Annotated in this window: 11 protein-coding genes and 1 other RNA gene; 6 read left to right on the plus strand and 6 right to left on the minus strand. The window is 47.1% G+C overall.

Annotated elements, in window-relative coordinates; genetic code table 11:
• Positions 1-1,131, plus strand: a complete 1,131-nt coding sequence (locus H6629_04205) for a TPM domain-containing protein (protein MCB9066997.1) — start codon at positions 1-3, stop codon at positions 1,129-1,131.
• Positions 1,132-1,239: 108 nt separating this feature from the next.
• Here H6629_04205 and dut read toward each other — a convergent pair whose 3' ends face one another.
• Both dut and H6629_04215 read right to left on the minus strand, forming a co-directional pair.
• Positions 1,240-1,707, minus strand: coding sequence for a dUTP diphosphatase (dut, locus tag H6629_04210; GenBank protein ID MCB9066998.1), 468 nt, complete (start codon positions 1,705-1,707; stop codon positions 1,240-1,242).
• Positions 1,708-1,712: 5 nt separating this feature from the next.
• Complete coding sequence (locus H6629_04215; GenBank protein ID MCB9066999.1) at positions 1,713-3,041, minus strand: hypothetical protein; 1,329 nt, start codon at positions 3,039-3,041, stop codon at positions 1,713-1,715.
• A 243-nt stretch (positions 3,042-3,284) separates the two neighbouring features.
• Here H6629_04215 and ssrA point away from each other — a divergent pair.
• Positions 3,285-3,652: a transfer-messenger RNA gene (gene ssrA, locus H6629_04220) on the plus strand.
• Positions 3,653-3,712: 60 nt separating this feature from the next.
• Here ssrA and asnB read toward each other — a convergent pair.
• The 4 genes from asnB to H6629_04240 all read right to left on the minus strand — a co-directional run bounded on the left by asnB (position 3,713) and on the right by H6629_04240 (position 9,033).
• Entirely contained in the window at positions 3,713-5,677 is a 1,965-nt protein-coding gene (gene asnB, locus H6629_04225; protein ID MCB9067000.1) for an asparagine synthase (glutamine-hydrolyzing), read from the minus strand.
• A 38-nt stretch (positions 5,678-5,715) separates the two neighbouring features.
• Complete coding sequence (locus H6629_04230) at positions 5,716-6,804, minus strand: aspartate carbamoyltransferase (protein MCB9067001.1); 1,089 nt, start codon at positions 6,802-6,804, stop codon at positions 5,716-5,718.
• Positions 6,805-6,942: 138 nt separating this feature from the next.
• Entirely contained in the window at positions 6,943-8,373 is a 1,431-nt protein-coding gene (locus H6629_04235; protein ID MCB9067002.1) for a sodium:solute symporter family protein, read from the minus strand.
• 54 nt (positions 8,374-8,427) lie between these two features.
• On the minus strand, positions 8,428-9,033 hold the full coding sequence (locus tag H6629_04240) for a hypothetical protein (GenBank protein MCB9067003.1): 606 nt from the start codon (positions 9,031-9,033) through the stop codon (positions 8,428-8,430).
• Positions 9,034-9,273: 240 nt separating this feature from the next.
• Between H6629_04240 and H6629_04245 the strand changes: the two genes are divergently transcribed.
• From H6629_04245 to H6629_04260, 4 genes are all read left to right on the plus strand, one after another.
• A complete protein-coding gene (locus H6629_04245) occupies positions 9,274-10,293 on the plus strand; it encodes an isochorismatase (protein ID MCB9067004.1) in 1,020 nt (339 codons plus the stop codon).
• A gap of 265 nt (positions 10,294-10,558) precedes the next feature.
• The gene (locus H6629_04250) at positions 10,559-12,061 is read left to right on the plus strand and encodes a DegQ family serine endoprotease (protein ID MCB9067005.1); all 1,503 of its coding nucleotides are present in this window, start codon (positions 10,559-10,561) and stop codon (positions 12,059-12,061) included.
• Positions 12,062-12,463: 402 nt separating this feature from the next.
• The gene (locus H6629_04255) at positions 12,464-13,867 is read left to right on the plus strand and encodes an energy transducer TonB (GenBank protein MCB9067006.1); all 1,404 of its coding nucleotides are present in this window, start codon (positions 12,464-12,466) and stop codon (positions 13,865-13,867) included.
• Between the two features lie 38 nt (positions 13,868-13,905).
• The gene (locus tag H6629_04260; protein ID MCB9067007.1) at positions 13,906-14,955 is read left to right on the plus strand and encodes a hypothetical protein; all 1,050 of its coding nucleotides are present in this window, start codon (positions 13,906-13,908) and stop codon (positions 14,953-14,955) included.

Consider the following 14,955-nt stretch of genomic DNA (forward strand, 5'->3'; position numbering starts at 1 on the left):
ATGTTGAAAAATCGATCGATTTCAGTCCACAACTTATTGTTTTATCTACAAATAGCAATTATTCTGTTTAACGGCTTGCTGTTTGCAGAAATACCGCAACAGGTGCCCAATCCGCGCGCCACGCTGGATAATTGGGTAACGGATTTAACCGGAACGCTATCCGCAGAGGAAATCAGCCAAATTAACGCCATAATTTCCACAATGGAATCGCAAACCAGCGTTGAAATGGCGGTGGTCATCATTCGACAAACGGACGGGCGATCGGTAAAAGAATTTGCCACGGATTTATTCAATTTGTGGGGCGTTGGCAAAGGCAGCAACGATAACGGCGTTTTGGTGCTGTTGTCCATGGGCGACCGGCGAATTGAGGTAGAAACCGGTTACGGCGCAGAGGGCGTTTTGCCGGATGGCAGGGTCGGGCAAATTTTGGATGATGTTGTGATACCGCGTTTCCGCGATGGCGATTTTGGGCGCGGTTTGGTGGATGGCGTTCGGGAGATGTCACGAGTCCTCATGCGCGATCCCGACGATGTGCGTGGTTTTGCGGAATCATCTCGAACACGCGAATTTTCACTATTTCCGTGGCTGCTGATGCTGTCGATCGGGTTGGTGATCGTTTTTGTGATCCTCCGCAAACGCATCGAGCGCTGCCCGAGTTGCAAACAAAAAATGCGGCTGCTTTCGCCAGAACAGGAGAAACCGTATCTCTCGGCAGACCAACAGTTTGAGGAAGAAATCGGCAGCATCGATTATCGCGTTTGGCATTGCGACGACTGCCAGACAGTGACCGTAAAACGCAAATTTATGGGCGGATTTTCCAACTGCCCGAAATGCAAACACCGCACGCTGCGGCTGCGAACCTATGTATTGCAAGAGCCAAGTTATACCCGCGAAGGCACTCGGGAAATTGAACAGAAATGCGTTTTCCCGGGCTGCGGGCATCAGGAGCGCAAACAAAGCCGGATTCCGAAACGGGTGCGTCAGCCCAAACCCACCATTTGGGTCGGCGGACCGACATCCGGGCGCAGTGGTGGTTTTGGCAGTGGCGGATTTGGTGGTGGCGGTGGTTTCAGCGGCGGCAGTTTTGGCGGCGGAAGCTCCGGCGGCGGCGGCGCGGGACGCAGTTTTTAATTATATATCGCGGTGACGATTGCACTATTCAACTGAATCGCAAGCGATGCAATCGTACAGATTCTTCACTTCGTTCAGAATGACCATCAAATTTTCGGTGTTAAAAAATCAGGCGATGCCCGTGGAACCGAACCCGCCGCGGGTTTTCCCGGCGAAATCGGGCGAATCCATTTCTTCCCACTCCACTTCCGGCAACGCATTGCGTTCAAAAATGATCTGCGCGATGCGCGTGCCGCGTTCGATCACAAACGGTACATCTTTCTGCGGATCGTTGGGATTGTAAAGTCGCACCAATGCAATTTTCAGCTCATCTTGCGGACCGCAATAATCCTCATCGATAATGCCCACATCGTTGGCGAGGCAAATGCCGTTTTTCACTGCCAAACCGCTGCGGATATGCACTTTATAGAAAAATCCCGGTGGTGCGGCAATCACCAGTCCGGTGGCGATTACTTCCACTTTTCCGGGGAACAATTCTTTGCGTTCGGCGGCGTAAACATCCAGCCCTGCGGAACGCGCAGTTTGGCGTTCCGGCAACGGTATGTCTTTGTTTTTTCTGTAGATACGTATTTTCATTTTGATCATTCTTTGGGTAATGATTGCTGCAAATGGTTGAAACTACGGGTTAATTTCCCGCGATGGACAATCATCGCTTTACGGAATTCGCGGGGCATGCGAATACGATCCCATTGGGTAAAAAAGTCTGCATCGGCAAGTTCCGGCACAAAAGGCATCAGCGAGCCGCCAAAGTATTCCGATGATTCCCGGGGCAGTTCCGCTGGCAGTTTGTCCACAGCCATCACTACCGGACCACGCCCTTCGAAACCATCTTGCACGGTTTCGGTTTCCGGGTCGAACACATAAACCGGATTGTCCGAACTGGTCGCTTTCACGGTCATTTCGATCGATCCGTCGATGTCGCAGGAAATATCGCCAATCACCTTCAACCGGACGTTTTCGCTCTGCTGATACAATTCTTTGAGATATTCTTTGGTGATCAGTTTCGGGCATTTCGGCGTCCAGTAAATGCCGTTGATAACCATGGTCAGGTATGGCACATAATTGTGGAAAGTCCCGAAATACCGCTCCGGATTGCTGAAATATTCCCGCAAATTAAATCGTTTTTCGCGTCCCTGATACGGTTTTGGTGCAAACATATGCTCTTCTTTGAACACCACTTTGTAAACCGTGTAACGGGAAAAATCGCCTTTTTCAAAAAATTCCGGCAGTTCTTCGGGCGTCAACGTTTGCGATGGCAGGAGTTCGTACATATCCTGTGCGCCTTTGGAAACCTGTCCGTAGCCGGTGAAACCGCACACAAACGGCACCATCGAATCCGGCAAGCCATCCCGTTTGATGCGCTCCCCGACTTCACCAACGGCGCGTTTGGCTTCATCCAGGCTTTCGTATCGGCAGGTCTGCTGCAGATTCGCGAACGGTGTATGCACGCCTTCAGTTTGCAGACGTTTACCCAAAGCCCACATCGAGTTGATGATCCCGGCGTATCCGGCAAAATTGCCGAAGAAAATCACCCGTTTATCCCGTTGGTCGGTTACCAGCTCATAATCCAGCAAGGTGCAGTTTTGATCGAGAATTTTTTTGAGCATGGGCATGTTATACGGCTGCCCTTTGATGGTGTGCGAGAAAAAACAGTAAGCCATTTTTTCTTCGAGGCTCTCAACCGGGATTTCCTTGATTCCGAAAACGATGTTGCAATTGGATAAATCTTCGGAAATTTCCGCGCCTACTTTTTCGTATTCATCGTTGGAAAAAATGCGGGTATCGGATGGTTCAACCACAACGTGTAAACCATGAAGATTGATCAATTTCATCACCTGATAGGGTGAAAGCGGTGCGCGTTTTTCCGTTAAGTATTTGTTTTCCCTGCGTATACCGATGCAGTTTCTCATAGACATCTCCTGTTCGGCCGAGTGTTAGAATTTGAGTATTCCGTGATAAAAAGACAACGTCGCGATGCGCAAAACAGCAGGATTGCAAATTGCAGCCCTGTGTAAATACGAACCGAAATATACGTTTTTCACCAACGATTGTGAAATACAAAAACCGATTTTCAGAATGAAAAAACCGGCTTGTTTTTAGGATTGCGGAACTTTAACTTTCCCGGCTTGTAATAAAAACAGATCTTTGATAACGGGGACGAAACGGCTTCGACGAATTGCGACGAAGGTTGGGGCTGCATGCCGGGATCCTCACTACCCCGAAATTAGTGGGAAAAATCGGTTTAAATGCCGACTATGATTATGCAATGGCTGCTTAATTTTAATTAAGCGTTAAAGCCCGTTCACCACGACTCGCACCCATCCGGGAAGTGGATGAACGCCGACTCTGATGGGTCTTTCATTAATGCCGCCCGGGCGTTGATGATCGTATAATCCGGGCTAGCGTAACGAAGGCTCGCCGGACTGCCCGCGATGCGCAAAACTCAACCGTTCGGCTAAGCATGTAGACGCACTGGCAATCTCCTTTTCGGACCCGGGTTCGACTCCCGGCGTCTCCACAAATAAAAAAGCCCCGCAGCTAACCACTACGGGGCTTTTTGTTTATTCAGGAGTCGAATATTTTAATAAACGGTTTCTTGTTTGATAAATTGTTTGTGCAAGACATGCAATACCAACAAATGATTCACCAGCGCATCCTTGCGCACCAGCGATGTGGCATCGGTATCGCTGTGATAGTCCGTAATAAATTGCTTTAACCGCTTCACATCAAACAGCCCGGCATTGCGGATGCTGTCTTCGTTCATAAACCGGTCCAGCAGTTGTTGCAATGCCTTGCGTTTTTTCTCTTCGGTGTGTCCGGGCGGTGCCATGAACGCAAATTTTTCGCGTTTGTAAAGCACTTCCGGCAAAATATTGCGCATGGCTTCGCGAAGCACCCATTTTTCCACATCGCCGTTGATACGCAAATGTGGCGGAATATCCCGCGCTGCTTCCGCAACGTGATGATCCAGAAACGCAGGGCGCGATTCCATCGCGTTTGCCATATCCACCCGGTCGCCGCCCCAGTTCAAAATCTGGCATTCCAGCATGGTTTTTATCCAGGTATATTGGGCAATGTCCAGCACGTGGCGATGTTCAATTTGCCGGCGATCCAGCTTTGCAACGATGGCGGAAATGGGATCGTAATCCCGCAAATCGTGCAGCAAATCATCGTGCAGCAATGGCCGCGCGAGATTTAACGTTAGCATCCACGGCTGTATCCACGATGGCGTAAATCCGCACAGCGCCTCAAAATCCGGGTGGGAAACATCTTTTTCCGCGAGAATGGCACCGCTGAATACTTTATTGCTGGCATCCATTTTCGCACGATATTCCGCCACTTGCGATTCCGGCAGATCTTTCAATCCGTGCCGGAACATGTCGCGTTTGAACGCCGGATAGCCGCCGAACAATTCGTCCGAGCCTTCGCCGGTGACCACCACTTTGTAGCCGCATTCGCGAACGCGTTTGCTCATGCACCATTTTGCCACGCCCAGCGTGTTGTAAAATGTGCGTTCGGCATGAAATGCGGTTTTCAGAAAATTGTCGCCGTATAAATCGTCGGCGGTGAGGTTGAGCATTTCCTGATCAGCTTCCACCCGTTCCGCCATTTGCCGGGCGATGGCGGATTCGTCATACGCCGCATTATCGAAACTGATGGTAAACGCTTTCACATGCGATTGCTGCATGTTCGCCGCCAATCCCAACATCGAACAACTGTCGATGCCGCCGGAAAGATAGCAGCCTACCGGCACATCCGCTTCCAGCCGCAGCCGGACAGCTTCGGTGAGTTGCCGCTGCACATTTTCGATGTGATCGGGTGTCGACCGGGATTGATCGCGCTCATTCGCCCGTGGGAAATTGACATCCCAATAGCAAATTTCTTTCACATCAAAACCGTTGCCGCGTTTGCTGATGACCAACATATGCCCCGGTTGAATGGCGTAAACATCTTTAAATGCGCTGCTGCCGGGCACCATCGTGTGCATTAGCTGGTGCAAAACAGCCTGATTATCAAATGCCCGCGGTACTTCCGGGTGCGCGAACATTGCTTTAATTTCTGAACCGTAGAATATTTTTCCGTTCTGGCGATGGTAAAACAGCGGTTTTATCCCAAATCTGTCCCGGGCTAAAATGAGACGCTGTTTCTGTTTATCGAACAATGCGACGGCAAATTCGCCGCGCAAATGGTGCACAAAATCCAGATCGTGTTTGCGATACAAATGCATGGCAATCTCGCTGTCGGATTTTGTGGAAAACCGCGCGCCATCCAGCACCAGCGATGTGCGAATGCGTTTGTAATCGTAAAATTCGCCGTTGACGGTTAAAACCAGGTCTTTTTCTGCGGTGGTGATGGGTTGATCACCCGAATCCAGTCCGATAATGGACAGCCGGGCGTGACCCATCGCCAACCCATTGTTTGAATCAATATGATATCCCTCACCATCCGGGCCGCGGTGGCGAATGGCTTTTACCATCCGTTTGGCGTTCGGGGCAAGATTATCCGGGTTTCCTGTGAGTTGCCAATATCCGGCAATACCGCACATGCGTTTCCTCCATGCTAAAAATGAATGCTCTGATTGTTTTACTTCACTACCGGAATATTTTTCGGCAGCCGGTCGAAACAGTTCAAAATAGAAATGAGCAACGCCTGCCGCACAAAAACCGCACCGTGTGCCTGCGTAAAATACAGATTATGGTGCGTGCCGTCCAGCGTAGGGCTCAGTTCATCCAGCCGTGCGAGCGGGTGCAGCACAACTGCATTTTTCTTTAAGCGACTGTTTTCGTGTAATTTATATCGCGAATCCAGCGTTTTGTAGCTGTCGCCCAAAAACGCGATTGAGTTCATATAAATCACATCCAGATCCGAAATTACCGTGTTGATATTATTGGTGATCTTGAACGGTACACCCACCGTTTCCAGCTCGTTTCGGGCATCGTAGCCGAGCGGATCGGCCATTTCAGAAATAATGGAAATTTGCTCGATGCAATCTTTGAACAACAGCGACATCAGCAGAAAACTTTTCACAGCACGCATGCTGCCCGGCGTTCCCAAAATACCGAGATGTATTTTGTTTTCCGGTTTGATGCGCGGTTGCTTCAAATCCGGGCGCCATTTTAAAATAGCGTACCAATCCGCCAGCGCCTGAGTGGGGTGTTCGCCGGTGCCGTTTCCGGCATTGATCAGCGGCAGACGCAATTTTTCGGAAATTTCGTGAATGGAACTGGTTTCCGTGTGCCGCATAATGACCAGATCGCCGTATGCGTTGAACATTTCGCCAATATCCGCCAACGATTCGCCTTTGGCTGTGCCGGTAACTTTGCCGTCGGGAATGCTGATAATTTTGCCATCGAGCCGCAACACAGCGCTTTCGAACGATAAGCGGGTGCGGGTGCTCGCTTCAAAAAACGCAGTGATGATCAGCTTTCCGTCCAGCGGATGACTGCTGGAAATTTCCGTTGCTTCCAAAAGCGCCGCAAATTTGCACAGCTCCATCACCATGTTTTTATCAAATTGTTGAACCGAAAGCACGGATTGCCCGATCAGGTGTTCCAAAATACTCAGGTGAATTTTGTCGTCGGAAATCAGTTCTTCCGGATTTGGATATAACCCTTCGGATTCCAGAGGGTTAATTTCTTTTACATCAATATCTGTTTGACTAAATTTTTCCATTACCAGATCTCCTTTTTAAGGTAATCGCGGATTATTAATCCGATTAAAGTGAGCGCCGAAACCCCGGTGAGCCATAACGCAAGGTGAACACACCAAGTCAGGAAAATTTCTGAGAAAAACATCTTAACCTCATTATTTTTAGTGATTTGACGCTTCATTTAAATCCTTCCAATCGAACGACGTTTTCGAAACGACTCTGGCGATAATGACCACAATCATCGAAACAGCCGCACCGATCAGCGAAGATGTGTACCAGCCAAGCTCGAAATACGAAACCAGACCACACAACGAGCCCAGCAACATTCCCCAAAATGCACCTGTTGCACTGGCTTTTCGCCAGTATAATCCGGTAACGATCGGCCAAATGGTGCTGCCAACCATGGGACCGGCAAAAAACAGGACATCCGCCAGCGTGCCGACGCGCGGCAAACAGATCAGCCAGGTGAGCACGCCGATAAACACAATAATCCATGCGGACATTTTTCGGAGCTTTTCCGGGCTGGTATCCGGACGGAGCCATTTTTTGTAGATGTCTTCCGTTACCAGATCCGAAGTCGCTGCCAACAAACTATCGATACTGGACGCCAGCGAGCAAAACAGCACCACAAAAACAATCACCGAACCGATTTCACCCAGCAATTGCGAAGCGATGAGCGGGCCAACCATATCCGGGCTTGTGATGTTGATGCCCAAAGTGCCGCTGGAAAGTGCAAAATATCCGGCGGCAACCGGCACAGGCAACCAAAATAATCCGCCCAGCAAATATGCTTTCTGTCCCACATCCGCCCGCATCGCAAAGACCCGGCTCCACCACACGTTGCTGTGAAAAATTTCGCCGACACCAAACAGCAGGTTGTTAAAAAATGCCATAATCGCCGCAGGCAATAAAATATTGATGAGCATGGGACTGTCTTTTTGTAAATCGGTGTGCACCTGGGTCATATCCGTGTTCATTAAAATGCCCGCACCAACAGCAACAATTCCGATCAAAATGATCAGGCTTTGGATAAAATCTGTTCCGATAACCGCATACAATCCGCCAAACAGCGTGTAAATAACACAAACCAGCAGAATTACAGACATACCGTAAACATATGGAATTCCTGTAATTGCGTTCATCAAGATACCGCCGGCCATGCCCATGCTGATCATCCAGGTTACACCATAAAAAATAGAAATGATGAGAAACAGCAACCAGGCGCGTTTGCCGTATCGCAGCCGGATAAAATCGCCGCTGGTGTAGCCGGTTGGCATCAATCCTTTAATGCGTTTTGCCAGCGGTGCAAACATAAACAGCCCGAACGAAGCCGTAGAATATGCCAGCATTCCCCAAACACCCAACTGCAGTGCAAATTGCGGCGCCAGCATTGTTGTGTTGGAGGTAACCCAGGTTGCCATTGCGGTTGCAGCGCCCAAAGCCAAACCGACGTTGCGCCCTGCCAGCATAAAACCTTCCATATCCTTGGCTTTTTTGCCCCAATAAATGCCCAGGGCAATCCAGAAAATGCTTAAAATAGCCAGTAAAACCCATCCCACATTCTGGGAAAGAATTGCCGTTTGGTGAGCCACTACAGCCTCCTTTTATTTTCGATGTGGCTTCGGTTCAAATTAAAAAAAGTGGAATTATTGCTCGTTTGCAGCCGAACGTGTGCCGTGCCAGATTACGCCGGCAGTCGCGAAAAACACGATACTGCCGATTCCCATCAGCCAAAACGCCAGCGTCAGGGAATGGTGGACAACATCAACTTTAATTGGCGCAGACCACAAACTTTCGTTGCCTGTTGCGGTATCGATGGCTTTAATGCGGTAGTAAAACGTCCCGTTTGGCAAACCGGAAACATAAGATGCCAGGTCAACACCTTTGTATTTCACGCGAAAATTCCCGAAATCTTTTTCGGTGGATTGTTGGAGTTCGTATTCAACCGTTTCGTTTTGGTTATCCGAAGGGATGGCCATCCAGCGAATCCGTATGTATCCGGCATTAACGATGTTTTCAGTGGGAGTCACAAATTGGGGAGCTTCAAGATCACCGGTTTGTTGCGCCAGACCGGGTTCTTGTATGAGGACTAAAAGTAGCAGGAAAACGGTAACAACCAGAATTTTTTGGGCAAAACAGATCATGCAATTCATTAATCCGTTTCGCGCATTTTTTAGCTTACAGCGATTCAACACATACGGGATTGCAAAAGATTGCAACACCGGGCTGTTAAAAGCGGAAGTTAGTTTCATAACATATTCCCGGATTCAGAGAATAAATGGGTTATTTTGAGTTAGTTGCGCCAAAACTTCATATATTGATGAAGATTTGACAGGTTTTATAATTAAAACACGAAACCATGTATTCCAAACAGTTTCTTTTTTTTTGAACAAACCTGTTCCATCTTTTTAGGTTGATCTTTAATTTCTGCCGGAGTTATCTTACATTAGTCCCGATTGACGAATGCAAATCAACAAAACAGGAGCTTTCCGATGCAACATACTTTGCCCGTTCCACCACATTTTAAACCAAAAAATGTTAGCAAAATCTGGAAGGTTGAATATGAGCAAATTGCCGGCGCAGCCCGAGAATGGCAGCGCGAACATAAAATTTCACCAGCGATTTCGGATAAAAAGAAGGTGTGCATGCTCGTTATCGATATGCAAAACACCTTTTGCATTCCCGGTCACGAACTGTTTGTGGGCGGCCGCAGCGGCAAAGGCGCGGTAGACGATACCCGGCGGTTGTGCAAATTTATTTACCAAAATCTGCCGTTCATTACCCAAATTATTCCCACAATGGACACCCACCAGGCCATGCAAATTTTCCACAGCTTCTTTTTTGTGGATGAAAAAGGCAATCATCCCGCACCGTTAACGATGATTTCTTCCACCGATATCACCAAAGGCAAATGGCGTTTTAATGCAGATTTGGCAAAACAACTCGGCTATTCCACAAATTTTATGGAAAAACACCTGCTTTACTACACCCAACGGTTAGAGCGCAACAGCAAATATCAGCTGATGATTTGGCCGTATCATGCAATGCTCGGCGGAATCGGGCATGCGCTGGTTCCGGCGTTTGAGGAAGCCATATTTTTTCACGGCATCGCCCGCAACAGCCAGCCGGATATTCAGATCAAAGGCAGTCATCCGTTAACCGAACATTATTCCGCAATTAATCCGGAAGTTACCCACGATGCCAACGGACGGTTGATGGTCGGAAAAAATGATGCGTTGCTCAAAAAGCTGCTCGCTTACGATGCCGTGATTATCGCCGGACAGGCAAAAAGCCACTGCGTCGCGTGGACAATCTCTGATTTGCTGGCCAGCATCAAAGAAGAAAATCCCGCGTTTGTGGAAAAAATTTATCTGCTGGACGATTGTTCCTCCGCAGTTTGCATTCCCGATGTGGTCGATTTTACCGATGATGCCAACGCTGCCTATCAGCGCTTCGCCGATGCCGGAATGAAACTGATTCGCGCCAACCAATCCATTGCCGAGCTGCTTTAATCGCAAATTCAAATTGAAAAGGGCGGGCAAACGGCTCGCCCTTTTTTTCGTATGTCGCGATATTCTTCGTTTATTCCCGCCACTTTTCTCCCAAAAAAAATCAGCGCCAATTGTAAATTTTGGGTAAACTTTTTTTAGTTGAGAAACTTCATTTCATCAATAGCGTTTATAATTCACGAAAACAAAAATATGGGCAACGATGCAAATCGTCATCTTGCCGAAATAACTGAGTTTAATAAAGGTAAAATAATCAAGAGGTTAACTTATGTCACAGCACAAATCCAGTTTGTTTAGCGCAACGTTGGTTTTTGCAGGAATTATTGTGGGTTTGATTTTGGCAGCCGGATTTGGCATCCCGAACATTAGTAATGCAGATTCACCGAATCCGCCCAAAACCGGCGAAAATTCCGGACAACCCAATCAAAGCACCAACAGTAATTTGAACATGGTTTACGCACTCAGCAACGCATTTGCAGATGTTGCCGAAAGTGTTAACCCTGCGGTTGTAACCATTTCAACAGAAACAACGGTTCGCCAGCGCGTGCCCAGAATGCCTTCGTTTTTTGAAGATTTTTTTGGACCGCAGGGCGACCGTGAGCGCGAATTCAAATCGCAGGGGCTCGGCTCCGGTGTGATTGTTCAGTCCAACGGGGTTATCCTCACCAACAATCACGTGATCCGCGATGCGGATGACATCATCGTTCAGTTGATGGACGGTCGCGAATTCCCCGGAAAAGTTACAGGCACCGATCCCCGCAGCGATATCGCGGTAATCCAGATCGATGCGGATAATTTACCGATCGTTCCCATCGGCAATTCCGATAATCTTCGGGTTGGCGAATGGGTTTTGGCTGTCGGTTCGCCGCTCAGCCCGGAATATAATCACACTGTAACATCAGGAATTATCAGCGCAAAAGGGCGTCAGGTTAGTGGATTAACCGGCGTTCAGGATTTTCTTCAGACAGACGCAGCCATTAATCCCGGAAACAGCGGTGGTGCATTAGTTAATTTGCGCGGCGAATTGGTGGGAATCAATACGGCAATCGCCAGCCGAACCGGACAAAATTCCGGCATCGGATTCGCGATTTCCTCAAATCTCGCCAAAGATGTGATGCAGGATATTTTGGAAGACGGTAAAGTTTCCCGCGGATGGCTGGGTGTGCAAATTGGCCCCGTCAGCAAAGAAGTTGCCGAAATGTATAATATGAAAAATGACGATGGCGTGTTGATCCGTTCTATCGAAAAAAACAGCCCAGCCGAAAAAGATGGCGTTGAGCCGGGTGATATTATTCTGGGTGTTGATGACAACACCGTAAAATCACCAACAGAATTGAGCTCGGTTATCGGCTCCAAAAATCCCGGCGACAAAGTGACCTTGAAACTGTTGCGGGACGGAAAAGAAAAATCCGTGAAAGTGGAACTTGGTGAATTTCCGGATGAGTTGGTAGCCGGTAATTCCAGTAATTCCAATGAGATAGAAGACCTCGGTTTGACCGTGCAGGATCTCACCAATTCGCTGCGATCCGAATACGGATTGAGCGACAGCGATTACGGCGTGATTATTCAGGGAATTGCGCAGGGTGGCGTTGCTGAACGCGCCGGATTGGAACGCGGAGATTTGATCATGCGAATCAATCGCAGCCGCATCACCAACACCGGTGAATTTGCCGCAGCGATCAAAGAAATTGAGCCGGGTGATGCAGTGTTACTGCAAATCAAACGTGACGGGCGCCGGCAAATTATCGACTTTGTGTTACCAAGAGAATAAACAACCCCCAAAGCCTCCTCAGGCAAGTTAAAGACCAAAACCGGGAGTATTATCGCTCCCGGTTTTTTTTTGTACCTTTCTTTTGTTGCGCTTGAGCACATGAAAACATGCACCCGGTTCCTTTATTTATCCTGAGTGGTTCATTAGCCATTATTTTTTTACCCAAATAGATGTATAAACACTTGCTGTTGCGGCAAATAAAATCATCCCGTTGTTCTCGAAAACAATTTATTGTTACTATAATTTTTTTACCGCAAGGCTTTTTTCTCAACTGAATCCAAAATGGAATTTTTAAGTCTAAATATTAACGAATTCTAACAGGAATGTTATATGGTCAGATGTGCTGTTTGTGGTGTAGCAAATAATTTTCAAAACACACTTTGCATTCAATGTGGCACACCATTGAATGCTCAACAAACCCAACCGGGAGCAGATGAAAAGCTACCTCGCCAATCGCCATTACGGCAGCAAAACAGAGGATTTTCGATACAGGAAGGCGGTTCACCAGCCGTAAAACCGACCCCATCAACAGCTGCACCGACATCTGTTTTTAACAGATCAACACCAATCAAATCCCATTCCCCCAAAAGCCGCACGTTACCACTGCTATACAGTCTTGCAGGAATTCTGGTTGTTGCCGTTGTTCTTTGGCTGGTCTGGAAAAATCAATCACAAAAAGACATTGCAGAAATTGAAGCCAAGGCAAATGCGCTTTTTGTTCATGCAAATCAACTGTATAATGATCAGCAGTATCTTCAGGCTTTTCAAGCATTTAGCAAACTAGCAAATGAACACCCAAAAAGCCCATTGGCACAATTGGCGAACCAAAAAGCAGATGACATCAGGATTGGGCATCTGACAATTGTTGAGCAGAAAACGGCCATAAACAGCCAGCTTTCCGACTTGCTTTCCAGGGCTAAAAAATCATTTGAAATGCAGCGATATTTGGTACCAGAGGATGACAACGCCTTCTCAACAATCCTCAAAATATTGCAAATTGACCCCAATAACGCTCAAGCCATTGAAATGCTGGAAGAAATCAAACGGTTTTATGCATCCACCGGTGATCGTGCCCAGCGTTCCGGGCGATATAATTCTGCAATTGAGTTTTATGAAAATTACCTGATTATCTCACCCAATGATCCGGAAATTTTATACAAAATAGATGAAACCAAAGCGTTGCTTATTGCAGAAAAACGGGCGGTTGAAAACCGGAAATCATTTAACAATCTGAAGGCTCAACAAGATTCCGATGACTCCAAAATTGCGATAACCCCAGAAACGCCGGTTGAAAAAGAACCGGCGATATCCGCAAATCAAACTGGCACCAGTTCATCACCAACAATCGCGAACCGGACACAACCATTACCGTCAGATAAAGTTTCAGAGAACACTCCATCGGCAAATAATGCAAATAGACCAACTGCCATAAATTCCGGTGGTTCAGTCCCCTCATCGAAACCCGCAACGCAACTATTGCCAAACCCAACACCATCAAATTCAACCGATTTTCAACCGCTGACAGTTGTGAGCGATTCGTTGCTGGATCAGCCGGTTCGGTTAATCAAAAAAGCCAAACCGCGTAATACTAAAGTTTGGGATATTCAAGGATTCACAGAAGTCCGAGCGATTTGTTTGGTCAACGAATCGGGAATAGTGGAATCTGTTGAACTTATTGAACCATCCAGCTTCGAGTGGCTAAACACGCTCAGTATCGAAACATTAACAAATTATCGTTACCAACCCGGTACCTACAAAGGCAAACCAATTAAATTTAAAACCATCCAAACGCTTATTTATCGATAGTAATTTTCGGATATCTATTTTCAGGAAAGGATTTCAAGATGAAAAAAACGCTCATTCTTTTGATTGGGTTGATGTTTTCAATGGTGCTTTCTGCACAAGATTCCAGAATGTCTATATATGGATATTTTGATCTCGAGGCAGAAGTTAACAACAGAGATGCCAAAGGAAAAATATGGACATTTGACCAGCACCATTTTAATGTAATTACCACTTTTCAATTAGATGAACGGTTCCGCATATTTTCAGAAATTGAATGGGAACACGGTGTGGAAATTGAAGATGGCGAAGGCTCTGGCTTGGTGGCGATGGAACGTGCCTGGCTGGAATATAAATACACAGATGCTCTGCGTTTTAAATTTGGAAAAATGTTAACTCCTTTTGGTTTATACAACTTAAAACACGATGCAACACCTACTTTCCTTTCCAGTTTTCTTCCAAATGCAGTATATGGCGAGCACGCGAATCCGTTAGGAAACAGCCAAAGACTTTATGGTAAATTTGCGACAGGTATTCAGGTTTTGGGAATTTTTATTACGGATAGCTGGTCCGGCGAGTATCATGTTTTTGCGAGCAACGGAAGCGGGCCAAAACCCGCAAAACAAGATAACAACACCAACAAAGCTGTGGGAGGTATGGTTAGGCTATCTCCCGGCATCACAGGATTTACGATTGGCTCATCCTATTACAACGAAAAAAACGGTAACGCAATGGATACCCGCCAATCTGCACTTTCGTTGGATATGGCATTCACCCAATATGAATTTCTGATTGAATTAGAAGGTGTTATGGCAAAGCAGGAAACGGTTAACGCCCAAATGACACCGACCGGAAATTATGTGGATATTTTGGGATATTATGCTCAGACAGCATACACAATTCTGGATATGTACACGCCATTTTTCCGCTATGAAGTATTTGACCCAAACACGAATGTAGATGATGATGCAATGAATACAATCGTAGCAGGGTTAAATATCTCTGTAACGCCACGTGTTTATTTGAAAGGCGAAGTTCAGCTCAATCGCTTTCAGAATAAGGCTATTGATGGCTATGAAAGATTCGTGACTTCTGTTGCGGTAGCATTCTGA

Source organism: Calditrichia bacterium, assembly GCA_020634975.1.
GTDB lineage: Bacteria > Calditrichota > Calditrichia > RBG-13-44-9 > J075 > JACKAQ01.